The 25,327-nt window shown below is 41.3% G+C and carries 19 protein-coding genes and 2 riboswitches; all 19 genes read right to left on the minus strand.

Annotated elements, in window-relative coordinates:
* Positions 1-31: 31 nt before the first annotated feature.
* The 19 genes from HPE56_RS12205 to HPE56_RS12295 all read right to left on the minus strand — a co-directional run bounded on the left by HPE56_RS12205 (position 32) and on the right by HPE56_RS12295 (position 25,324).
* Positions 32-1,129: a serine hydrolase domain-containing protein gene (locus HPE56_RS12205; RefSeq protein ID WP_188244040.1), complete on the minus strand. Its 1,098-nt coding sequence runs from the start codon at positions 1,127-1,129 to the stop codon at positions 32-34.
* Positions 1,130-1,248: 119 nt separating this feature from the next.
* Positions 1,249-2,043 (minus strand): head GIN domain-containing protein, encoded by a 795-nt coding sequence (locus tag HPE56_RS12210; RefSeq protein WP_188244041.1) that lies wholly within the window; start codon positions 2,041-2,043, stop codon positions 1,249-1,251.
* A 17-nt stretch (positions 2,044-2,060) separates the two neighbouring features.
* Entirely contained in the window at positions 2,061-3,161 is a 1,101-nt protein-coding gene (locus tag HPE56_RS12215; protein WP_188244042.1) for an acyloxyacyl hydrolase, read from the minus strand.
* A gap of 102 nt (positions 3,162-3,263) precedes the next feature.
* The gene (metF, locus tag HPE56_RS12220) at positions 3,264-4,217 is read right to left on the minus strand and encodes a methylenetetrahydrofolate reductase [NAD(P)H] (protein WP_188244043.1); all 954 of its coding nucleotides are present in this window, start codon (positions 4,215-4,217) and stop codon (positions 3,264-3,266) included.
* Between the two features lie 437 nt (positions 4,218-4,654).
* Positions 4,655-7,381 (minus strand): methionine synthase, encoded by a 2,727-nt coding sequence (metH, locus tag HPE56_RS12225; protein WP_188244044.1) that lies wholly within the window; start codon positions 7,379-7,381, stop codon positions 4,655-4,657.
* Positions 7,382-7,545: 164 nt separating this feature from the next.
* On the minus strand, positions 7,546-8,544 hold the full coding sequence (locus HPE56_RS12230; protein WP_188244045.1) for a homocysteine S-methyltransferase family protein: 999 nt from the start codon (positions 8,542-8,544) through the stop codon (positions 7,546-7,548).
* A 241-nt stretch (positions 8,545-8,785) separates the two neighbouring features.
* Positions 8,786-8,904, minus strand: a riboswitch (SAM riboswitch).
* A gap of 76 nt (positions 8,905-8,980) precedes the next feature.
* Positions 8,981-9,577 carry a precorrin-2 dehydrogenase/sirohydrochlorin ferrochelatase family protein gene (locus HPE56_RS12235; protein WP_188244132.1) on the minus strand — a complete coding sequence of 199 codons (597 nt, stop codon included), beginning with the start codon at positions 9,575-9,577 and terminating at the stop codon, positions 8,981-8,983.
* Positions 9,578-9,607: 30 nt separating this feature from the next.
* Complete coding sequence (gene cobA, locus HPE56_RS12240; protein ID WP_188244046.1) at positions 9,608-10,423, minus strand: uroporphyrinogen-III C-methyltransferase; 816 nt, start codon at positions 10,421-10,423, stop codon at positions 9,608-9,610.
* Positions 10,416-12,509, minus strand: coding sequence for a HEPN domain-containing protein (locus HPE56_RS12245; protein WP_188244047.1), 2,094 nt, complete (start codon positions 12,507-12,509; stop codon positions 10,416-10,418). Before HPE56_RS12245 ends, cobA begins: the two co-directional genes overlap by 8 nt.
* A 131-nt stretch (positions 12,510-12,640) precedes the next feature.
* Positions 12,641-13,888 (minus strand): sulfate adenylyltransferase subunit 1, encoded by a 1,248-nt coding sequence (locus tag HPE56_RS12250; RefSeq protein WP_188244048.1) that lies wholly within the window; start codon positions 13,886-13,888, stop codon positions 12,641-12,643.
* 115 nt (positions 13,889-14,003) lie between these two features.
* Complete coding sequence (cysD, locus tag HPE56_RS12255) at positions 14,004-14,912, minus strand: sulfate adenylyltransferase subunit CysD (protein ID WP_188244049.1); 909 nt, start codon at positions 14,910-14,912, stop codon at positions 14,004-14,006.
* Positions 14,913-14,936: 24 nt separating this feature from the next.
* Positions 14,937-15,560 (minus strand): phosphoadenosine phosphosulfate reductase domain-containing protein, encoded by a 624-nt coding sequence (locus tag HPE56_RS12260; protein ID WP_188244050.1) that lies wholly within the window; start codon positions 15,558-15,560, stop codon positions 14,937-14,939.
* A 25-nt stretch (positions 15,561-15,585) separates the two neighbouring features.
* Entirely contained in the window at positions 15,586-15,852 is a 267-nt protein-coding gene (locus HPE56_RS12265) for a DUF2061 domain-containing protein (protein WP_188244051.1), read from the minus strand.
* Between the two features lie 225 nt (positions 15,853-16,077).
* The gene (locus HPE56_RS12270; RefSeq protein WP_188244052.1) at positions 16,078-16,488 is read right to left on the minus strand and encodes an RrF2 family transcriptional regulator; all 411 of its coding nucleotides are present in this window, start codon (positions 16,486-16,488) and stop codon (positions 16,078-16,080) included.
* Positions 16,489-16,538: 50 nt separating this feature from the next.
* Positions 16,539-17,708 carry a trans-sulfuration enzyme family protein gene (locus HPE56_RS12275; RefSeq protein WP_188244053.1) on the minus strand — a complete coding sequence of 390 codons (1,170 nt, stop codon included), beginning with the start codon at positions 17,706-17,708 and terminating at the stop codon, positions 16,539-16,541.
* Between the two features lie 2 nt (positions 17,709-17,710).
* Positions 17,711-21,097: a bifunctional aspartate kinase/homoserine dehydrogenase I gene (gene thrA, locus HPE56_RS12280; RefSeq protein WP_188244054.1), complete on the minus strand. Its 3,387-nt coding sequence runs from the start codon at positions 21,095-21,097 to the stop codon at positions 17,711-17,713.
* A gap of 74 nt (positions 21,098-21,171) precedes the next feature.
* Positions 21,172-22,452 carry an O-acetylhomoserine aminocarboxypropyltransferase/cysteine synthase family protein gene (locus HPE56_RS12285; RefSeq protein WP_188244055.1) on the minus strand — a complete coding sequence of 427 codons (1,281 nt, stop codon included), beginning with the start codon at positions 22,450-22,452 and terminating at the stop codon, positions 21,172-21,174.
* Positions 22,453-22,575: 123 nt separating this feature from the next.
* Positions 22,576-22,714: riboswitch (SAM riboswitch) on the minus strand.
* Positions 22,715-22,789: 75 nt separating this feature from the next.
* On the minus strand, positions 22,790-24,046 hold the full coding sequence (metK, locus tag HPE56_RS12290; RefSeq protein WP_188244056.1) for a methionine adenosyltransferase: 1,257 nt from the start codon (positions 24,044-24,046) through the stop codon (positions 22,790-22,792).
* A 480-nt stretch (positions 24,047-24,526) separates the two neighbouring features.
* Positions 24,527-25,324 carry a DUF4405 domain-containing protein gene (locus tag HPE56_RS12295; RefSeq protein ID WP_188244057.1) on the minus strand — a complete coding sequence of 266 codons (798 nt, stop codon included), beginning with the start codon at positions 25,322-25,324 and terminating at the stop codon, positions 24,527-24,529.
* Between the last annotated feature and the right edge of the window lie 3 nt (positions 25,325-25,327).

Below are 25,327 nucleotides of genomic sequence, written 5' to 3' on the forward strand. Positions count from 1 at the left end.
AATTGCATAATTTTCTTTAAATCAACCTTTATTATTGGGAATCAGCAAGGAAAATATCGATCATTGCATCCAAGACATCCTGAATACGAGGGTTTGTACAATTCGTCAGAATGGAAAAAACCATTTGTTCATTAGGGTAAATAAAGAGATTGGAGTAACCGCCCACGCCATTCCCTACATGACCAAAATAAGGTCTTCCCTTTTTATCCTCACTAACCTGCCAACCCAAGCCATAATAGGTAGCCTTTCCATTTATCTTTTCGGTAGTGAGAAATTCGGAAAATACAGCATCGTGCAAAATCTCCTTCTTCAGATACGCCTGTCCGAACTTGGCCATATCATCGGAAGTTGACAAATATCCACCACCAGCCAGTTTATAGGTGTTGTTTACAGGCATCGCTTTATAAAATCCTGATTTTCTTCTTGAATAGAAGGTAGCCAGATGGTCGTTCTTCCCATCTGTCATTTCAATTGCACTAGATTCGGAACCCTCACCAAAAGTATGGGTCAACCCAAAAGGCCCAAGTACCTTTTCGTCAACATAGTCCCCAAAGGGTACCCCACTTGCTTCTTGCATGGCCAAAGAAATCAATACCCAATCATAACTATTGTAATGATAATCGGTCCCTGGTTTAAAAAGTAGGTCATCATTCTTGAATATCCGTAGGCTATCCTTTATGGAGTACGGTTCGTTCAAACCGTATTCCTTTCCTTTATACCCACGAATCCCCGCCGTATGGCTTGCCAACTGTCGTATAGTGAAATCATATTCCTTCTTCGGGAAATAAGGAACATAGTCATATAGGGAAGCATCCAAGTCAATAGCCCCCTCCTTAACCATTTGGGCCAAGGCGGTCGCTGCAATATTTTTGGAAACACTGGCAATCCTGAAGATGGTTCGTTTCGGATCTACCTTTACCCGTTTCCCTACATCCGCATAACCATATCCCTTTTGAAATAAAACCTCTCCTTTCTCAAGTACCGTGATGGCGAGCCCTGGAATCTTTTTTTCAATTATAAGGCCGTTGAGCAGGTCATCTACCCCAGTTAATCCCTCCAAAGTTGGATGTAGTTGCTTTTCACTTTTGGAAGTGAAAAGGTCTTTCAGATATGTGATAAAGGATTTCAATACCGTACAATTTTTTATGCCCGCTGATAAAGAATCGAGCGTCCTGATTACCCCTGTCCTAAAAAGACCGGGATACTTTGCCGTTCATATACCTAGGTAGAAAACAAGTCCTTTTTAATTCAATCCTTAAAAATAAGCTTTCCGGTATACAATTCCTCAATATCGACGGTATCCGGCTGGTGGTAACTAATGACATCACCCGTACCCCTAATTATCCCGGAAATCGATTCTTGTGGATTTATTTGGATATCGTTGGTTCCACGATGGTTTAAACTTACTGCATTGGCGATTAGGTTTTCGGCTTCGATCCTTGAATCCCCAGCAGCAATATTGATATACAAACTATTTGTAGTTCCTTTTAACTTGAAATAGGCAATACCATTGACGGTAATAGACAGACTATTGGTATTTAAATCCAAGTCAAATTCCCCATCCGTGGTTTCCGCTTCTGGATCGGTGAAACTCTCTGAATACAATTTAAGACTTTCATAACCTAGTACGCCGTCACTGGTAATGGGTAACCCCGTACTACTTCTGATTTCAGTAATGTTCGGTGCCGTCACATACACTTTGGTGACACCGTAATCCCTAAAAAGATTGCAGCCATTATCATTGCGCAGCAACAATCGTCCATCCTCAACTTCCGCCGTAATATTTTTTTGTAAAAATTCACCAGTTTCAATCTCAACCTTTTGAACATCACCCTGTTTCAAAACTAGACTAACCTTTTCAAATACCGTTATTTTAGAGAAACTTGATACCTCTATTTCGGTTCGAACAATCTCCCCGGTATCTTTAAAACAATCCGGGGCATCCTCACTGTTGCAAGAAAAAAGGAAAAACACGAAAACGACCATGAGCCCCTTGAATGCCCCATAGTATACCTTGTTATCTATGAACTTTGTTTTTTCCATTTGCAACATTACATCTTTTATAACCTAACCCCTATTCCAAATTCAACAGCTTCAGCCTTTGCCCCATGGGACTTTAAGGTTACCGCCCCGAATACCTTATTGCCAAAATAACGTTTCAAACCGACCCTATTGTACATTCGACCTTCAAAATCAAAAGGATAATATACATAGTAGCCCAATTGGGTTATGACCGACATTCTATTAATGAATAGTTCATGACCTAAAAAGACCCCTACACGCTTATAGTCATCATCTGCCGAAACCCCATTCTCTGGAAAGGCAATAGACTGAAAACGAATCAATTCCTTTAAAAAACGGGAAAAATAGATGTCACCCCCTAATTGGATCGCACTTTTTCTCCCCAATCGCTTATCGGCATAGGCTGAGACAATATAAAAGGGGTATTGCCCCATATCTATAACATCGCTCTCATTCAATCCGGCCCGGAAAACCAAATTATATTTAATAGGTTCTGTTATTTTTTCTTTTTCCCGTGTCGGTAAAAAGGCTATTTCCTCCCCTCCGTCCAAATCATAGGTCAAACCCGCATTCAGGGCAAAGGTATTGGTCGATGTGTTGGGAGCCCTAAAGTTCGCATTGGAATAATGGATCAATGTGATACCCGCTTTAAAGCCCAGCCCTTTGAATATATTTTCCTTATGGTAATTCAACATTAAATACGTCGAACTCAACAAACGGGAACCATAGGCATTGTTCCGGAAGTTATCATACTTATCATATGGATTGGTATTGTACGCAATACCCTGCCCAATTCGGAACTGCATTAAACGCTTAAAAAAATAGAAATTGTAATGGGCATAAAGTCCGTAATTTTCACCCAAAGTACTATTGTTCATATTCTGATAAATGAACGACCCCCCGATATCGGGATAATTAAAATCTTCTTGCCAGGCCTCATCCCCGTAAGTTTTGCGATTATAACTAAAGATCAACCCTGCCGGATGATTCGATATTAAGTGGGAAATATCGGTATTATGAAGTAATACCGAACCATAAAACTGATCTAGACCAATAGTATATTTCTTTGTTTTTCCATTGTTCTGGGAAAAACCAATAGTACATACAAACAGCAAAACGGGGAGTAACCTTAGGTTCATGAAGTGCAAAAGAAATTTTATGGTGCTTTAGGCACGGCGCGAAGTTAACACATTTGTTTTACACCTTGTAATACCAACCGCCGTTGAACGAATTTCAAAAAATCAAAACACCTCTTTGGCTATGGCATGGATATTATCCGATTTGCCCATAGAATAGTAATGCAAAACCGGAACCCCATATTCCTTTAATTCTTTTGACTGTTGGATGGCCCATTCCACGCCCACTTGGCGAACCGCCTTATTATCAGTACAGGCATCAACGGCATCGATTAAATCCTGGGGTAGGTCTATTCTAAAAACCTGGGGCAACAATTGCAGATGTCTTTTTACCGCAATCGGTTTTATCCCTGGAATAATCGGAACGGTAATCCCCATATTTCTAGCGGCTTCAACAAATTGAAAGAACTTTTGATTGTCGAAGAACATCTGAGTTACCACATAATCGGCACCTGCATCAACCTTCTCCTTTAATCGCTTTAGATCGGATTGTAGGGAGGGGGCTTCCAAATGTTTTTCAGGATACCCTGCCACGCCGATACAGAAATCCGCATGCTCATCCTTTTCGATGACTTCGTGAAGGTATTTCCCATGATTCAAATCATTGATCTGCTCCACCAAATTGAGGGCAAAGGAATGTCCTCCTTTGGTAGGTTCAAAATATTTCTGTTCCCTTCGGGCATCTCCTCTTAATGCCATCACATTCTCTATACCTAGATAATGGCAATCAATCAGCACATATTCGGTTTCTTCCTTGGTAAACCCTCCACATAAGATATGTGGAACTGTCTCCACTTGATATTTATGCTGTATGGAAGCGCAAATACCAACCGTACCAGGGCGCATACGTGTCAATTTCTTATCCAAAAGTCCGTCACGATCAATATAGACATATTCTTCACGAGAGGTCGTAACATCTATAAACGGCGGCTTAAACTCCATCAAGGGGTCTATATTATTATATAATTCCTGTATGTTTTTTCCTTTTACAGGCGGAATCAATTCAAAGGAGAACAAAGTCTCTCCTTTGGCATTTTTTATGTGGTCCGTTATTTTCATATATGCTGAACTTGTTTCAGTATGTAATATTCATTTTCATTTTAGTGATAACCCTACTTGGTTGGGCTATCCGTTTTTTTTGCGATTTCTGCGAGATTTGTTATATACCTACAAGGTTTTAAAAACCTTGCAGGAATCAAATCTCGCAGAAATCAAACCTCACAGGAATCAATCTTGCAGGACCTAAATCTCGCAGGAATCAAACCTTGCAGGAATCAAATCTTGCAGGAATCAAACCTCACAGGAATCAAATCTTGCTGGAATCAAACCTTGCAGGAATCAAATCTTGCAGGAATCAAACCTCACAGGAATCAAATCTTGCTGGAATCAAACCTTGCAGGAATCAAACCTCACAGGAATCAAACCTTGCAGGGGCAGAAAAATACCGCTACCCTGCCATTCCAATCGCAGTCAAGAACCTTGAGGCAAAACGATGCTCAATCCTCACTAATATTTGGGGATAACCATTTCTGGGCTTCCTCGATTGGCATCCCCTTTCGCTCCGCAAAATCCCTTACCTGATCCTCCTTTATTTTCCCTAATCCAAAATAGCGGGCCTCGGGATTTGCAAAATAATACCCGCTTACACTTGCAGCAGGCCACATGGCCAAGCTCTCGGTAAGTTCAACACCTATTTTTTCCTTAACCCCCAAAACCTCCCATAGGGTCAATTTTTCCAAATGGTCGGGACAGGCAGGATACCCAGGTGCCGGCCGTATACCTTTATAGCTTTCGTTTATCAATTCCTCATTACTCAATTCCTCATCCTTTTCATAGCCCCAATACCTCATACGAACCTCTTTATGCAGATACTCTGCAAAGGCCTCTGCCAATCGATCGGCCAAGGCCTTGATCATTATGGCGTTGTAATCATCATGGTCCTTTACAAATTCATCGGCCAATTCGGCCGTACCAAATCCTGTACTTACACAAAAACATCCAATATAATCCTCTATTCCTTCATCCTTGGGCGCAATGAAATCCGACAAGGCAAAATTAGGTACTCCTTCCCGCTTTTTCAATTGTTGCCGTAACGTACGGAAAACAAATTTCTTATCCTCCCCCTCTATTTCAATATCATCCTCTTGGACAGTATTCGCCTTGAACAAACCAAAAACCGCTTTTGCTTTCAACAGTTTATTCCGTAATACATCTTTTAACATATCCTGGGCATCAGAAAATAGTTCTTTGGCCTGCACACCGACTACCTCATCGGTTAAAATAGCCGGATACCTTCCGTGGAGCTCCCAACTTCTAAAAAAAGGTGTCCAATCTATAAAAGGCAATAGTTTACCAAGATCTAAATCTTCTATGACCTGAATACCCATGGTCGTAGGCTTTACGATATTCGTGTTCTTCCAATCAATCTGGAATTTGTTCGCCCTTGCATCTGCCAATGACCGATACTCTTTATGTTTCGCACGGTTCTTAAATTTGTCACGAAACGTTTCATAATCCAACTTTATCGATTGTTTATACGTGTCGGAAGTTTCTTTTTGCAACAAATCGCCAACGACGGTCACTGCCCTGGACGCATCGTTTACATGCACCACCGCATTCTGGTATTCGATATCGATTTTCACTGCGGTATGGGCCTTACTCGTGGTCGCCCCTCCTATAAGCAAGGGTACATTGAAATTCTGACGCTGCATTTCCTTGGCCAAAAACACCATCTCATCCAACGACGGAGTAATCAGACCACTTAAACCAATGATGTCGACATTTTCCTTTTTAGCAGCCTCTATAATCTTTTCCGGGGGAACCATTACCCCAAGGTCAATGATCTCATAATTATTACAGGCCAAAACAACACTCACTATATTTTTTCCGATGTCATGTACATCGCCCTTAACAGTTGCCATAAGGATTTTTCCTGCCGCACCCCCAGCAACCGCATCTGGATTGTTTCTTTTCTCCTCTTCTATATACGGCAAAAGATAGGCCACTGCTTTTTTCATGACCCGGGCCGATTTCACAACTTGTGGCAAGAACATTTTCCCACTTCCAAACAGGTCACCAACTACATTCATACCTGTCATTAAATGTCCCTCAATAACCTCTATGGGTTTGTCGACACTTTTCCTGGCTGTTTCAACATCCTCTACGATATATTGGTCAATACCTTTTACCAAAGCACGGGTGATCCTATTTTGTAATGGTTCTTCCCTCCATGATAGATCTATCTTATTTTCCTTGGCTTTTCCGACAACCGATTCGGCAAAATCGAGCAATCGCTCTGTGGCATCATCCCTACGATCCAGGATTACATCCTCGACATGTTCCAATAAATCCTTTGGGATATCATCATAAACCTCCAACATCGTTGGGTTCACGATTCCCATATTCATCCCTGCTTTTATCGCATGGTACAGGAAAACCGAATGCATGGCCTCCCTCACAGGATTGTTTCCCCGAAAACTAAAGGAAACATTACTTATTCCCCCACTGACACTACTGTAAGGCAAATTTTCCCTTACCCATTTCGTTGCCTCGATAAAGTCGATCGCATTCCGTCTATGTTCATCCATACCCGTCGCCACTGGGAATACGTTCAAGTCGAAAATAATATCCTCGGGAGCGAATTTCACTTCATTGACCAAAATGTCGTAGGACCGTTTGGTAATCTCGATCCTGCGCTCAAGATTATCGGCCTGGCCGACCTCATCAAAAGCCATCACCACGACGGCAGCACCATAACGCCTGATCAGTTTGGCGTGCTGTACAAATTGCTCCTTACCTTCTTTAAGACTTATGGAGTTTACAACGGATTTTCCCTGAACGACCTGTAACCCTGCCTCGATAATCTCCCATTTGGAACTATCGATCATAATGGGCACCCGTGCAATATCGGGTTCTGCCATTAAAAGGTTCAGGTACTTTACCATAGCCTCTTTGCCTTCAATCAGGCCATCATCCATATTGATATCGATGACCTGGGCACCTCCCTCAACCTGATGGCGGGCAACGTCAAGGGCTTCCTCAAATTTCTCTTCTTTGATAAGACGAAGGAATTTCCTTGATCCGGCCACATTGGTCCGTTCCCCTACATTAATAAAATTGCTTTCAGGTGTAACTATCAGGGGTTCAAGACCACTAAGCTTGAGACATCTGTTCCCTTGATGATTGCCGACCCTTGATAGTATGTTGGCCTCTTCATTTATCATCGAATATTGTTTTTACACTAATTGATAAATTCATTTTGCGATTTATTACTCTTTACCACTTTTCCTACGAGGGTTTAATACCTTCCTTTTTCAAGGAATCCTTATCTCTATGGATATTGGGACTCCCTTGTAGCGTCCCTTTCCAAACACACCCCATACCGGAACTATATACTACCAACCTTTCTAGGTTTATAATCCTTCACCAATGCTGCCATGGCTGAAATATGTTCTGGGGTTGTTCCACAACAACCACCCACAATATTCACCAAACCCTTTTCCATATATTCCTTAATTTGGGCTGCCATCTGCCCTGCAGTCTCATCGTATTCCCCAAAGGGATTTGGAAGACCTGCATTTGGGTGGGCAGAAACGGCAAAATCCGTTTTTGCCGCCAAGACCTCTAAATGTGGCACCAATTGACTTGCTCCCAAGGCACAATTAAAACCTACCGAAAGTATTGGAATATGTGATATTGAAATCAAGAATGCCTCTGCTGTTTGTCCGGACAAGGTTCTCCCGGAGGCATCGGTAATCGTACCACTCACCATCACAGGAATATCAATATTCCGTTCTTCTTTCACCTCTTCAATGGCAAAAAGCGCAGCCTTGGCATTTAAGGTATCGAAAATAGTCTCAACAAGTAACAAATCAACACCACCGTCTACCAAAGCCTCTATTTGCTGTTTATAGGCCAATCGCAAATCATTGAAGGAAACAGCCCTGTACCCTGGGTCGTTAACATCGGGGGACATACTTGCTGTTTTATTGGTAGGACCTATACTACCCGCAACAAACCTAGGTTTATCGGGTTCGTTATCCGTAAATTCGTCTGCCACTTTCCTAGCAATTTGGGCTGCTTCATAGTTAAGTTCATGTACCAGATCCTCCATATGGTAATCGGCCATGGCTATGGTTGTACTGGAAAAGGTGTTGGTCTCTATAATATCGGCACCTGCCTCAAGGTACTTTGCATGAATGGCGGCAATGGCCTCTGGTTGTGTCAGGGATAAAAGATCATTATTACCCTGTAACGGACTAGGCCAATCCTTGAATCGTTCACCGCGAAAATCAGCCTCAGTGAATTTATAACGTTGTAGCATGGTACCCATGGCACCATCTAAAATCAAAATTCGCTCCTTTAATATTTTTTTTATGTCTCTCATGCATTCTATTTGCAAAAAATATACTGTATTATTTTCATCTTTAATTGCGTTAGGTCTTTCGACTGCGATTGGACTTATTGTTTGCAGTGGTATCTTTTTGTAATCCTACAAGATTTTAGTAATCTTATTGGTACTACAAAAACCACACATTGCAAAGCCTGACCATTTACAGGTATGAAAATGGCAACGCACTACTTTTATTTATCGATCAAGGAAAGGTGTAAGACAGATGTCTTTATTAGGGTTATCTTTCACGCCTTAGCTGTGATAGAATGTAGCACCTTCTTACCCCGTTATACAGTAGGGAAAGGGTTGCCAAGGTTTCATTGGGTCTAGTCCCTCCGCCTTTCTTGATAACTATATCAACATAGTAAAGAACTCGTTGCAAATAAACGGTACTGTTTGTTTAAAAACAAGGAATAACCTTAGTTTTAGGCTATTGCTTGTCAATTTTTTCTTTTGTGGGCAAAAGGCTTTTGGTTACTTCGTTCATTTTTTCAACCTTCTGTTCAAAGTTCCCCTTGAGGGTATTCCTAAAAGCATTTAAATTAAGGACCATTTGATTTATATCCTCAGGGATGACCTCCTCGAAAAACTGACGCAACCTTTTGGCTGTCGTCGGTGATTTACCATTGGTCGAAATAGCGATCTTGACGTTACCTTTTGTTACGATTCCTCCCATATAAAAATCGCAATAAGGGGGATTATCGGCCACATTGACCAATTTATCAAGTGCACGGCAATCTTCATATACCTGCACATTGACCTCAGGTTTATCTGTGGTCGCAATGACCATATGTTTTCCTTTGAGATACTTTTTATCGTATACCTCGGTAATCAACTGCACATTGTACTTTTGGGCCAACTCCAAAGTGCCTTTGCCGTATTCCGGGGAAACCATCGTAACATTGGCATCCGGACTTGATTTGGTCAGGAAAGTGAGCTTTTCCTCGGCTACATTACCGCCACCTACAATAAGTATGGACAGATTTGACGTCTTGAGAAAAACTGGGTATAGATTATTTCTTTCCATCATTGCCTAATATCTAATGGCCTCTGAAGCCTAAAGTCCTTTGAGGTCTATTTTATCATGCTCAACCTTTTTGCCCGGATATACAGGAAGATCATTTTGTGAATAGTTCTTTTGCAACTCCAAAATACGTTCCCGATGCTTTACCACATCACCGATAATAATTATGGCCGGGTTTTTCAATTCCTGTTTAGCTACTTCTTCTTGAATTGTCCTTATGGTACCAACCCCTACTTTCTCATTCTCCCGTGTACCGTTTTGAATAATGGCAATGGGCGTATCGTCTTTGCCTTCTTGTTTAAAAAGATCTACAATAGCCCCTAATTTACTCATACCCATAAGGATGACGACGGTGGCATTGGACTTAGCTGCCAAATGGACATCGGTAGATAATTTATGTTCTTTTGTCGTTCCTGTAATTACCCAAAAACTCTCGGAAGAACCTCTTTTGGTTACAGGGATATGTTGGGAAGCAGGTACGGACACCGAGGATGAAACCCCAGGAACCATAGCCACTTCAATGCCTTGGGCAGCGGCATACTCCATTTCCTCGGCACCTCGTCCAAATACAAAGGGATCCCCCCCTTTTAATCGGACCACATGACCATGGCTGAATGCCCTGCTTACAATAAGTTCATTGATTTGATCTTGCTCATAGGCATAACAACCTCTTCGCTTGCCTACAAAAATATGTTCCGCATTGGGTGCATATTCCAATAGTGTATCGTCTACCAAGGCATCGTACAGAATCACATTGGCGCTTGCCAAGGTCTTAACCCCTTTTATGGTTATTAAATCGACGTCACCGGGACCAGCACCGACTACCGTAAGTTTGGGCTGCTTAAACATTTGATAAATCCAGTTTTCTATACGTTTCAACACTCTCCATAAAGTCCTGTGCTTCTTTTAAATAGCTTTTTGCGAAATCTTCGGTAGGCTCGCTCGATTTTATCTGAAGTACCATTTCGGAGAAACCACCCTCGACTTGTATTCGATTGGATTGGACAAAAATCTCATCAAAATCCTTGATGATACTGATATGGGTATTCGTTTTCGTTTTCTCCGAAGTCAACAAAGCCTTAGCCGCATTGACCATTGCCGTATACGAATGATATATACTAGCGGCCCATTTTCCTTCATGGATTGCTGAAATCGCATTGACGATCTTTTCATCACTTTCGTATAACAAGGTAGCCACAAGATCAATGACCACTCCAGCGCACTCCCCGACACCAATGGCTTTTTGGTATTTTTCTTCTGATCCCCAGTCAATATAATCGCTTGGTGTTATCGTATCTAAATCGCCTAAAGGCTTCAATAGGTCATAGAAATAGGATTTTCCTTTTTCAGCATAATACGTAACATAAGAAGCCCCTTTCCCATTGGCTTCAAAATCGTTCAATATCAACCGTAGCGCCTCAGGTCCCCGCTTACTGGGCACTTTGAGCACCTTATCGGCAAACGCACCATTTCCGTCCCCTAAGTTACCTCCACCCAATAAAATCTGTAAGGCCGGGGCAACCAATTTGTCCTTGGTTTTTATAGACATTCCCTGAAAACCGATATTGGCCATATTATGCTGGCCACAAGCATTCATACAACCACTTATTTTGATGAGCACATCGGGGTTGTTTATATATTGGGGATATTCAGCCTTGATGACCCGTTCCAATTCCCTGGCAATACCCGTACTACTTGCAATACCCAGGTTGCAGGTATCCGTTCCTGGACAAGAAGTAATATCACCAGCTTTGTTATACCCCATATGGGCAAAACCTAATTTTAAGAGTTCGTTATAAAAGAAAGGCACCAATTCTTCCTTCACATAGGGAATTAAAATATTCTGGCGCAGGGACAAACGCAGTTCCCCAGCGGCATATTTCTCAACCAATGTTGCCAACAAACGAGCTTTATCCGTATAGAAATCACCCAATAGTACTTTAATACCAATCGCAACATATCCTTCCTGTTTTTGGGGAACCAAACTGGTTGATTTCCATGCCTCAAAGGCTTCTTTGTCTGCAATTTCAACGTCTGGAATATCGACAACGTTTGCAATATCCGCTTTTGGATAAGCCTCGGCATCGATAGGATAGCTTTTTATAGGTATTGCTTTTTGTTCTTCCTCGACCAATTGCTTAAACCCGTCCAAGCCAACATCCTTCAATAAGAATTTCAATCTTGCCCTAGACCTGCTCTTACGTTCACCATAACGGTCGAATACACGAACAACACCTTCCATCAATGGAATGATTTTGTCTGCAGGCAAAAACGGAAACAACAAATCGGCATGTCGGGGTTGTGACCCCAAACCACCTGCTAGCATTACCTTAAATCCACGTACCCCATTTTGCGATTTGGCAATAAATCCTAAATCGTGCATATAGGACAATCCTGTATCCGCATCACTGGCTGAAAAGGATACTTTGAACTTCCTACCCATCTCCTGACTAATGGGGTTTCGCAAGAAATACTCAAAAAGAGCATGCGCATAAGGTGAAACATCAAAGGGCTCATCAACATCGATTCCCGCGGTTTCACTAGCGGTTACATTACGTACCGTGTTACCACAGGCCTCTCTCAAGGTTATGTCATCTTTTTCCAATTGGGCCCAAAGTTCAGGTGTCTTATCCAAATCCACATAATGTATTTGGATATCCTGTCTTGTGGTAATATGCAATCTCCCCGTAGAGTATTCATCAGAAACATCACAGATTCGTCTTAACTGGTTTGAGGTCACCTTACCGTAGGGTAGTTTAATGCGAATCATCTGTACACCAAACTGGCGTTGCCCGTATATGCCACGTGCCAAACGAAGACTTCGGAATTTTTCCTCATCCAATTTTCCCCCTTTAAATTGGCGGATCTTGGCATCCAATTCGATGATATCCTTTTCTACTATCGGATTTTCTATTTCTGTTCTAAAACTTCGCATATTCTTTTCTTGAAAAATCTTGGATTAATGTATCACTAAAATTATTATTCTATTATACCTATCGTTTTAATAGGTAATTATTGCCGCAAACCAAGGCAAAACCCTGGTCATTTATCAATCTATTCAGGAAATCAATTGATAAACCCTGCGCCTACGGTATTATTCGATTGTGTATCTATTAAAATAAAGGAACCATTTGTTCTATGGTCCTTAAAGGCATCGAAGAAAATGGGTTTGTTCAATTTAAAGGACACTTTGGCGATATCATTGATCTTAAGGGAATCGACCCCTTCATCAATACCAGAATAATCCGGATTGATTTTATGATGAATGTTATCCACTTTGGCCAAGACCTTATTTACACCATGTTGTATGATGTATTTACCACCGGCGTTCATGTTTTTGGAATCCATCCAAGAAATAGTGGCCGTAAACTGCTTATCGATTTTTGGCATATCACCCACCTTGACCAACATATCTCCCCGACTTACATTAATTTCGTCTTCTAGGGTTATGGTTACCGATGATCGTCTCGATGCGGTTTGGTATTTTTTATCGTGAAAATAGATTTCCTTGATTCTGGATTTGGTTTGGGAAGGCAATGCCACAACCTCATCCCCCACACTCAATTCACCTCCATATACTTTGCCTGCGAACCCCCTGAAATCATGAAATTCATCGGTTTTTGGTCGAATAACAAATTGTACAGGAAATCTTGGGGTACCCGCATTGAATACATCCTTCCTATCCAATTGCTCTAAATGATCCAACAAAGTCTGCCCCTTATACCAAGGCAATTTATCTGTCTTATGAACCACATTGTCTCCCTTAAGGGCACTTACAGGTATAAAGGTGATATTTTGCTCTTGATAATCACGCTTACCCATCAAGGATTCGAAATCCTTTTTGATCGCGTTATAAATTTCCTCGGAATAGTCGACCAAATCCATTTTATTGATGGCCACGATAACATTCTTAATCCGCAATAGGTTGTTGATGAAAAAATGACGGTTCGTCTGTTCAATAACCCCCTTTCTAGCGTCGATTAAAATAATCGCAGCTTGGGATGTTGAAGCTCCCGTAACCATATTCCTGGTATACTCCACATGGCCTGGGGTATCTGCTATGATATAACTTTTTTTAGGTGTTGAAAAATAGATATGGGCCACATCGATGGTTATCCCCTGTTCCCTTTCGGCTACAAGTCCGTCTGTGGCCAAGGAGAAATCCAAATAATCATACCCTTTTTGTTTACTGGTTTTTTCAATGGCTTCCAACTTATCGGTGGTCAATGATTTGGTATCATACAAGATTCTTCCTATCAAGGTGCTTTTACCATCATCCACACTACCTGCCGTTGCAATTTTTAGTACTTCCATTTCTCTATATACTGTTGGCTCTTAGCTTTTGGCCACGAGCCTAATTTTAATTCATTTTATGATTTGCTAAAGGCTGTAAGCCATGAGCTAAAGGAAAAATTTTCGTTTTAAAACTTCAAAAATATCCTTGTTGTTTTCTTTTTTCCATAGCTGCCTCTGACCGCTTATCATCTATTCGCGCACCTCTTTCAGAGATGGTAGACTCCCGAATCTCCCGAACAACACTCGCTATATCCGAAGCTTCAGAAAAAACCGCTGCCGTACAACTCATATCACCCACAGTTCTAAAACGCACCAGTTCTTCCAATACCTCTTCATCTTCCTCTTGGTATACGTAGTCAGAATGCGACCAAATCATCCCATCCCTTAAGAAAACCTTCCTTTTATGGGCGAAATAAATCGATGGAATTTCGATGTTCTCTTTTTCGATATAAGACCACACATCCAATTCCGTCCAGTTACTGATCGGAAAAACACGCACATTTTGACCTAGGTCGATTTGCCCATTCAACATATCGAACAATTCGGGCCTTTGATTTTTCTCATCCCATTGGCCAAAATCGTCCCTTACAGAAAAAATACGTTCTTTGGCCCTAGCCTTTTCCTCATCACGTCTTGCCCCACCGATACAAGCATCGAACTTGAATTCCTCTATGGCATCCAAAAGCGTGGTTGTCTGCAAGGCGTTCCTACTGGAATATCTTCCGGTCTCTTCCTTTACCTTTCCTTGGTCTATGGAATCCTGAACATTACGTACAATCAACTCCAAACCGAGCTCTTTCACCAATCGATCGCGAAATTCGATGGTTTCAGGAAAATTATGCCCTGTATCAATATGCATTAAAGGAAATGGAATCTTTGCAGGGTAGAATGCTTTTTGCGCCAATCGTACCAAGGTTATGGAATCCTTACCGCCAGAAAACAATAGAACAGGTTTTTCAAACTGTGCCGCCACTTCACGAATAATGTAAATAGCTTCGTTCTCCAGTGGGTTAATATGTGATGTATCTTTAATCAATGCCATGCTATTACGCTTTTATATGCTTCATTAAATGTGCAATCCACACTCCCGGTTCTCAAGCACCTTGGTGGGATCAAAATATTTATGTTCATTCGGCAGGTTTCTTTCCTCCAAATACGTATCCAATTGTTCATCCGTCCAGGAATAGAATGGACTAACTTTCAAAACCCCATCCCTACTAAGACTAAAAATATCCAAGGTATCCCTAAGGGCTGTCTGACCTTTCCTTAAATTGGTAAACCAAACATCAGGTTTTATCTCGGCCATAGCCCTTTTAAAAGGCTCCAATTTTACTTGTTCGGTAAACTCCGCATGCCTTGGGTCATCGATGCCTGGAATACCCATAACAACATCACGATGTGCAGCGGTTTGTTTGGGAACATATAATTTTATATTCAAATCCAAAGTAGCTATCAACTTCTCGGCATGGGCATAGGTCTGGGGAGTATTGTACCCCGTATCGCACCAAACTACAGGTACATCCTTCCGCACTTGGGTAACCGCATTGAGAATAGCCACCTCGTAAGGTCTGAAATTCGTGGTGACCACGGCATTTTTGGAATGTCCAATCGCCCATGAAATTATTTCTTCCGGTTGGGCTTCCTTAAATTGGCTATTGTATTTTTTGATATTCTCCTCGGTAAAATCCATTGTTCAAATTTTTAAGATAGGTATTCTACTTTTTTCCCCAAGTAACCATATTCCACGCTCTTTCGTGAAAAAAGTAAAGAATCATCTTGGTCACAAAATCGATTGAGGCGATAGAGGCCGCTACAGCGATCTTACCCGTTAAGAGGTAAGATATCAATAACGTATCCAACGTCCCAACCACTCTCCAACTCAACGCTTTTGCGATACTGCGAACTGGACTTTCTGATTTTCTGTCGGTATCAAAATCACTCTTGGCCGTTTTTTTATTTAAAATCAATTGGTCTGCAATCATGAAGTTTATATTTATTATCCTATCGATTTGATAGAGTATGCAAATTTAGAATTATATATGAAAAACGCATATTAAAAATAAATAAATATTAGATTTACCCTATTGATTTAGTAGATTATTAATTTTTAAGTCGATTTTCAATAGAATTATCAATCAATAATTGCAATCATTGATGAATCTTCCAAAAAATTTAGAAATTGATGTATTCCCCTGAAGTGATGGGGTTTACTTGATTAAATCAGCCAAGGTATTATGGCGGTATACGGTCAATGCACTATCCCTAACCTGAAGCATTAATTTATGTACGGAACAACTGGCCTCATCCGGACAATCCTCACATTTCTCATAAAAATTAAGACTAACACAAGGTACCAAGGCTATGGGACCTTCGAGAATACGCATTACATCGGTCATTAAAATATCCTTGGGATCCTTAATGAGATAATACCCGCCTCCCTTGCCTTTTTTAGAACCTAAAAGGCCTGACTTTCTTAGGGTCAAAAGAATACTTTCGAGAAATTTCTGGGAAATATTTTCATGCTTGGCAATTTCAGCGATCTGAACCGGCTGCCGATCTTCCAATGTAGCCAGGAAGCTCAAAGCCTTTAAACCATATTTTGTTTTCTTGGAAAGCATTTAGCGAATATATGCAAAATCTTAGATTCATTTTGCCTATAACAACAAAACTAATCCAAGGCTTGTGCAATATCCTGAATTATGTCCGAAATGTTCTCGAGACCGACTGAAATCCGAACCGATCCATCACTAATGCCCACCGCTTTCCTTTCCTCTTTGGAAAGTTTACTATGCGTTGTAGATGCGGGATGGGTGACAATACTTCTGGTATCCCCCAAGTTGGCCGATAACGACAACAATCGGATTGAATCGAAGAACTTACGCCCCTCTTCCAATCCACCCTTGACCTCAAAAGCTACGACACAACCCCCGGCTTTCATCTGCTTTTTGGCAATTTCATATTTCGGATGCGATTTTAAAAATGGATACTTGACCCAATTTACCTTTTCATGTTGTTCTAAAAATTCAGCCAACTTCAAGGCATTCTCACAATGCCGATCAACCCTAATCGCCAAGGTTTCCAGACTTTTAGACAAGATCCAGGCGTTGAAAGGTGACAATGCCGGTCCAGTTATCCTGGAGAAACGATAGATCTTATCAATCAGTTCCGCATTACCAACAGTAATGCCTGCCAGTACGCGCCCTTGTCCATCCATTAATTTGGTTCCCGAATGGATGACCAAATCGGCCCCAAACTTAATCGGCTGCTGTAAATAGGGCGATGCAAAACAATTATCAATAATGAGAATTAAATTGTGTTTTTTGGCAATCTTGCCGAGCTCCTCCAAATCCAACACATCAACACCCGGGTTGGTCGGGGTTTCAGCATATAGGATTTTGGTTTGGGGTGTCACCATATCGTCAATGGTATGCAACTCATCAACCTGAAAATAACTATGCGAAATATTCCAATTGGGGAAAAAATTCATGAACAGGCTATGTGTCGACCCAAAAATACTACGTGCCGAAACAATATGATCACCACTACGCAAAAGGGCCCCCAAGGTTGAAAACACGGCTGCCATGCCCGATGCAAAAGCAAAACCATCCTCAGCACCTTCCATCTTACATACCTTTTCCACAAATTCAGAGGAATTCGGATTGGAATAACGGGAATAAATATTTCTGTCTTTTTCCTCAGCAAAGGAAGCACGCATATCCTCTGCATCCTCAAACACAAAACTTGAAGTTAAATATAAGGGTGATGAATGCTCCAAATATTGTGAACGCTCCATCTGTGTTCTGATGGCTTCAGTTTCGAATTTGTGTTTCTTTTCCATAACTATCCTTTTTCCGCAATTCGTAAAATATCCCCAAAGACACCCCTGGCAGTAACTGCCGCGCCTGCACCGGCCCCTTGTATGACCAAAGGATGTTCCCCATAGGATTCCGTGTAAATCTCAATTATGGAATCGGAACCCTTTACCTGCCCTAAAGCACTTTCTTTCGGTACCGATATCAATTTCACTTCCAAAGTCCCTTTTTCCTTGGTCAAATCACCATGCAAATCACCGACATATCGCAAAACATGATTCGGTTTTTGGTTTTTCTTCAACACATTAAAGGTATCGTTGAGCACATCCAAATTGCCTAAAAACCCGTCAACAGATTCATTTCGCAAATTTTCAGGAATCAAATTTTGAATCTGTATATCAGAAAACTCATTGCTCAGGTCCAACTCACGGGCAAGGATCAAAAGTTTACGACCCACATCATTACCCGAAAGGTCCTCCCTGGGATCCGGTTCGGTAAAACCTTTGTCCATGGCATCCTTCAGGATGTTCGAGAAGGGGGCATCCGCTTCTGAAAACGTATTGAATATATAACTCAATGAGCCCGAAAACACCCCTTTGATACGCGTGATGTTCTCACCGGAAAGATGCAACAGCTTTATCGTATCTATCAACGGTAATCCGGCACCGACATTGGTCTCGTATAAATATTGTTTTTGCTTTTTATCCAATTCCTCACGCAGTAATTGATAATAATCAAAACCAAGGGTATTGGCTATCTTATTGGATGACACCAAATCGAATCCGTTTTCAACAAAATCGAAATAATTAGCCACAAAATCCTCACTGGCCGTATTATCGACAGCAATCAAGTTTTCAAGGTGGTTCTTTTTGGCATAATCAAAAATATCCTTTATTTGATAGGCGACACCATCCTCCTCAATGGCCGTACGCCAATTCTTTGGTATTCCTTTTTGGTTAAGGAGGACTTTTCTTGAATTTGCCACCGCAAAGACATTCAAATCGATTCCTTTTCTTTTTTCGATCGTTTTGGAAGATTTCAGAATCTGATCCACCAAGGTTCCCCCCACATTTCCATGACCAAAAACAACCACGTTCACTTTTTTACTGATTCCGAAAATCTGTCCGTGCATAACATTCAATGCCTTGTGCAGATCGGACTTCCTAACGACCAAACTCACGTTCTTACCCGTAACCGTATTATTAAAAAGCAAGGGTACGATCTGGTTCTTTATCAAGGAATTGTAAGGTTTGTGGAACGTACTCAAATCCTGGCCCACAATGGATATCACTGACACATCGTTGACGACGGTTATCTGATTGATATCCTTGGATTGAAAGTCGTGTTCAAACTCCCGTTGCAAGGCCATCTTGGCCCTTTGTGCCTTATTGGCATTGACCACCAAACCAATACCACGTTCCGAAGATCCCTGGGAAACAATACTTACACTTATGTTATTATCCCCAAGTGACCTGAATATTCGGGCATCTACCCCGACCTTGCCCAATAATCCCCTACCTTCAAGATTGATTAAGGCGACATTCTCTATGACCGATAATGATTTTATACCTTCCTTGTTCGACTTGGCACTTATCAGTGTTCCCTCATTATCACTATTGAAGGTGTTCAATATTCGCAAGGGAATATTCTTTTCGATCAAAGGAATAATGGTCTTGGCGTGTAATATGGTTGCCCCGAAATTCGCCAACTCATTGGCTTCACTATACGACAGTTCCGAAATTCGTTTAGCTTCGGATACATAATCGGGATTCGCCGTAAAAATACCATCAACATGGGTATAGTTCTGAAGCTCCTCGGCATCCAAATAATTGGCTATCATCGCCGCCGAATAGTTGCTTCCATTTCTACCCAACGTGGTAGTTTCATCTTCCAGGGTAGAAGCGATGAACCCCGTTATCACGGGAACGGTATCATGGCTTAATTTGGAAAATTCCCTTAACACATTTTCCTTGGATATCGCCTCTATGACATGGGCATCACCAAAGGTATTATCGGTCTTGATCAATTTTCGGGAATCCATCAATTTAGCGTTGATTCCTTTACCGATCAATAGTTTGGTGATTAATTTAGCGGAAATAACCTCCCCATAGGCCAAAACCTGATCCCTGATTTTCGGACTGTAATCCCCTAAGAGCGAGACCCCTTCGAACAATTTGAACAACCCTTCATATTCCTCCGCAAGGTTGACATTCTTAAAAGTATGGGTCTGATATTTTTCGAAAGCGGTAAAATCCTTTGAATAATCCTCTCCCCGGGCCGCCTTCTCAAGCATGGTCTCCAATTGATCCGTCGCTTTCTCACGTGCCGAAAGCACAACAGCTATATTTTCACCATTACCCACTTTATCGCCGATAATGTCCAATACATACCCTAGACCCTCCCCGTTACTCAATGATTTACCTCCAAATTTCAATATTTTGATGCGATCGGACTTTCCGTTCGTATTGAAAATCCCATTGAGAAGTTTTTGCATTTGCTCAAACTCGATCAAAAAAGCATCATGCCCATGCAACGACTGTACTTCACCGTAAGTAACATTACTTTTGGCCTGTGCCAATTGTTTGAAGGTCTCCTTATTCTCCTTGGCGGTAAAGAACAGATCTGAATCGACCCCAATAATATGAATATTGGTATTACTGTTTTGAAGGTCAACAAAGGCAGTTTCCCCTGTTCGGGTGATATCGATCGTCTTCAGTAATTGGTTCATCAACTTATAAGCCGAAACCTGAAAACGGTCCTTCAGTTTTTCTCCATGGTGCATCAACCAACTTTCGACATTAAAAACCTGCAACTCCTCATTGGTACTTCTCTTAAACCGTTCCTTGAAAGACTCTGGCGTTCTATAACACAACATGGCGTGCATACGGGCATCATGAACGGGTTGCTTGGAATTGACCAGGAACTGTTCCTGAATCTGACAATTTGCAATGAGCCAGTCGGTAGATTTCCAATCTGATGCCACAGGAATCAGATGCGTGGTCAAATTAGGGTTCAGGGCAGCCATTTCCCAAGCAATGCCACCACCCAACGAACCTCCCAACAAAGCAAATAGCTTTTCTATTTTCAAGGCTTCTAGTCCCAATAAAAAAATCCGGGCCATATCACCAGCCACAAAATCCTTATAGTTTTCGATCACAAAACCGTCATAACCATTACCCGGTATATTGAACGCCAGTATGGTAAACTTATCGGTGTCGATACATTTCCCTTCCCCGATAACCGCTGACCACCACCCGTCAGGACCTGTGACATTCGAGTTTCCGGTCAAGGCATGATTTACCAGTACTATGGGTGCTTCGTGAAGTGGCCTTCCAAAAAGTTGATAAGACAGCGAAATATCTTGTGATACTCCACTTATTGTCGTGAAATCTTTTAATTCTAATTGATGTAGCATTTGAAAATTCTATATTAACCTTAACATCTCTTTAAAAAAACCGGATAAAGGGATATGTAAATTTACAATAAAACCTATTGTTCTATGGTAGAAAAAGCCTGCTCTAAATCCGCTTTAAGATCTTCGATATCCTCTATACCGACCGATAGACGAATCAAATCCTGACCTACCCCAGCGGCATCCTGTTGTTCTACCGTCAATTGTTGGTGGGTTGTACTTGCCGGATGGATAATCAAGGATTTTGTATCACCGATATTTGCCAATAAAGAGAATATCTTAGTTGCATCGGTGACTTTTTTAGCGGCTTCAAATCCGCCTTTAAGACCGAATGTCACCACCCCACTTTGTCCTTTTGGCAAATATTCCTGCGCCAGATCGTAGTATTTACTACTTTTCAAACCTGGGTAATTCACCCATTCGACTTCTTGCCTACCTTCCAACCAAGTAGCCAAAGCCAGGGCATTCTCACTATGTTGTTTTATACGTACCGATAATGTTTCCAAACCTTGGATAATCTGAAAAGCATTGAACGGACTTAGCGCGCCACCGAAATCTCGTAACCCTTCCAAGATCAATTTAAAAGTGAATGCCGCAGCACCCAATGCCTCGCTATAGACTAAACCGTGATAACCAGCGGAAGGTTCGGTGAATTCAGGAAATTTTCCGTTTGTCCAATCAAAAGTGCCTGCATCGATAACAGCCCCACCCAATGAGGTACCTTGACCACCGATATATTTTGTAAGTGAATGGATAACAAGGTTTGCCCCATATTCGATAGGGTTCAACAAGGCTGGTGAAGCAACTGTATTATCAACGATGAAAGGTACTTGTGCCTTTTTCGCCTGTGCTGATATCGCCTTTAAATCCAATACATCCAATTTTGGGTTCCCCAAGGATTCCACAAAAATAGCCCTCGTATTGTCCTGTACCGCTTTTCCAAAATTTTCCGGATCGGAAGCATCGACAAACGTAGTGGTAATACCCAATCTTGGCAAGGTAACATTCAATAGATTAAAAGTACCGCCATACAAACTGCTGGAAGCCACAATATGATCACCTGCTTTTAAAAGCGTCAATAAACTTGTGGAAATCGCAGAGGCCCCCGAAGCAAAAACCACAGCCCCGACACCACCTTCTATGGCTGCCAATCTATTCTGTAAAATTTCATTGGTAGGATTGTTCAACCGTGTATAGATGAAACCCAGTTCAGCCAATGAAAACAAGTTAGCCGCATGATCCGTATTATCGAATACATATGATGAAGTTTGATAAATAGGTACCGCACGTGTCCCTCCTGTTTTGGTTGTGTCGTGACCTGCATGTAATGCGTTTGTAGAAAATTTTTGATTACCCATGATTTTAATTTGTTTATGTTGTTAATAAAATAAATCAAAACACTAGTTCCCTAATCGCGATTAGCAACTAGGAATAATCAAAAAGTTAAAAAGAAAGAGACAATTACAAAAATGTAATTCGTTTCGTTATCTATTCTTGCCTAAATTAAAGGATACTGAAGACGTTCAGCCTCAAGATAGAATTTAGCACCTTCTTTGCACAGGAGGCAAAGGGTTGCTAAGGCTTCACAGGGTCTATTCCCTCCACCTTTCTTGATAACAATTCAATATGTGTTTGAACTTTTGAACGGCAAATATAAGGCCGTGTGTTTGTTTTTTCCTAATCTTTTTTAAAAAATCACATTTTAAATGCCTTCTTCACAGCATCTACCATATCCAATTTTTCCCAAGTGAACAATTCCACTTCCTTTTCAATCCTACCATTGTAGGGAGATTCAAAAATTTTCGTAATCACTCTAGGTTCCTTGCCCATATGTCCGTAGGCAGCGGTTTCCAAATAAATGGGATTGCGCAATTTCAAACGTTCCTCAATGGCAAAGGGGCGCATATCGAACAATTGTGAAACAATTTTTGCGATTTCACCATCTGAATACGAAATCTTTGAAGTGCCATAAGTATTCACAAAAATCGAAGTAGGCTCTACTACGCCAATGGCATAGCTAACCTGTACCAAAATCTCATCGGCCACTCCGGCCGCTACCAAATTCTTGGCTATATGACGGGCCGCATAGGCTGCGCTTCGGTCTACCTTACTTGGATCTTTACCACTAAAGGCACCACCACCATGGGCGCCTTTGCCCCCATAAGTGTCCACAATGATCTTTCTTCCCGTAAGCCCGGTATCACCATGTGGTCCACCAATCACAAATTTCCCTGTGGGATTGATGTGGTATTTTATTTGATCATCGAACAATGCCTGGTCACTCTCGGGCAATTGCCCAATTACCCTAGGCATCAAAATTGAAATAATATCTTCCTTGATTTTCGCCAGCATTTTATCATCGTTGGCATCAAAAGCATCATGTTGCGTGGACACAACCACAGTATCTATCCGTTGCGGCACATTATCATCTGAATATTCAATGGTTACCTGGGCTTTGGCATCAGGCCTCAAATATGATATCTCTGTACCTTCCCTCCTTATAGCAGCAAGGGTTTGTAAAATCCTATGTGAAATATCCAATGCCAAAGGCATGTAATTTTCCGTTTCTTTCGTAGCATAACCAAACATCATTCCCTGGTCACCGGCACCTTGTTCTTCCTTTGCCCCACGGTCAACACCTTGATTAATATCCTGGGATTGTTCATGGATCAAGGAAATAACACCGCACGAATCGCCACTAAATTGGTATTCCCCTTTGGTGTAGCCGATTTTATTAATGACATCCCTGGCGATATTCTGAACATCCAAATAGGTATCACTTTTAACCTCTCCGGCCAAAACAACCTGCCCTGTGGTTACCAAGGTTTCACAAGCTACTTTACTTTCTGGGTCAAAAGCTAAAAAACTATCCAATAATGCATCACTGATTTGATCGGCCACTTTGTCCGGATGCCCTTCACTAACAGATTCTGAGGTAAATAAATATGCCATTTTTACAAAAATAATTAGGAGGAATAACAGAAAGATTGCGAAAAGGGCGAATATGCTGAATAAAATCAGCTATCACTGCTTTAGCATTTTTACAATACCGAACTTGTTCAGTATCCAATTCCCTTAGGAACTAGGCCCTAACGTGAATTTAGGGCTACGAGGTTGCAATCAGTCAAATCTTTCCTCTTAAGATTGGGGACAAAAGTATAAAAAATGTTTTTCTTATATAAGATAAACCGATTGTAATTTATCAAACATTTTTAAAATGATTGTCACGAAGGGCTTGTCTGGAGGATATATCAAATTTTATCGCAAAATAGCCCTCAGCTTAAAAAAACAAGACCCTTTGACACTATAACGATTCCATGCCCCGGCTTCGTAAACCATCAGCTTTACACGTCCCATACCCATGCCAGTAAACATTCATCTAACTTCACCATGCCATCTATCGATACACGATACGGTTCAGGAAACATCTTATTAAGCTATTGAGGCCTTCCTCCTTTTTAGCTTGAGAATTGCCCCGGTGATAAGTGCGGGAATGCCCATAAGAACGGAAACCTTCAATAATGGCAGAACGTAAACCATCCACCCCATTGGCATTTTCCCACCGTTTTCACCATTCTGAACATCCGAACCGATTCTAAAAGAGTCGGCCCATGTACTATAGCCAAAACCCCAAATTACCAGTGATAGTATGACACTTATACCAACAAGAATCAATAGTTGGCGAGCATCCTTTTTTAAAATGGTACCGACTTCAGACACATGGTGAAAATCCGTTTTGAATTTAAGTTTTCCAAGCGCCCCTACTATCCACCTCCAATGTAAAGCGATATGAACCCCTAACATTGCCATAAATAGTGTAGCGCTAACGTCATGGATTACCGACCAAAACCCATCCGGCGAAAAATGAATCCCGAAAACAGGCAATGCAGCCTCCGATATTACGATACCGGACACAGTTACTACAAGCATAAACAGGTAAAGTAGCCAGTTAAAAAAATAATCAAACACCGTTTTTTTGAACTGCCTCCCCATAAGTTTTTTAGAGTTCGCAGCTATCCAATTCCAATTGATTATCAGGTGTAACAAAAACGGTATAATCAGAATAAAACTTGCCCACTCATGAATTGGAACCCCCGTTGTTTGGGGAATTAACACCATTACCATAAGAGTGAACAGGAGAATATCCACATACACCCTGACTTTTGATGTTTTCTTTTTGCTTTGAATTTTGACCATTTCTTGTTTATTTGTTCTTTTATTATTTTTCATGCA

Origin of the sequence: Maribacter aquimaris (genome assembly GCF_014596745.1) — a bacterium.
Taxonomy (GTDB): domain Bacteria; phylum Bacteroidota; class Bacteroidia; order Flavobacteriales; family Flavobacteriaceae; genus Maribacter_A; species Maribacter_A aquimaris.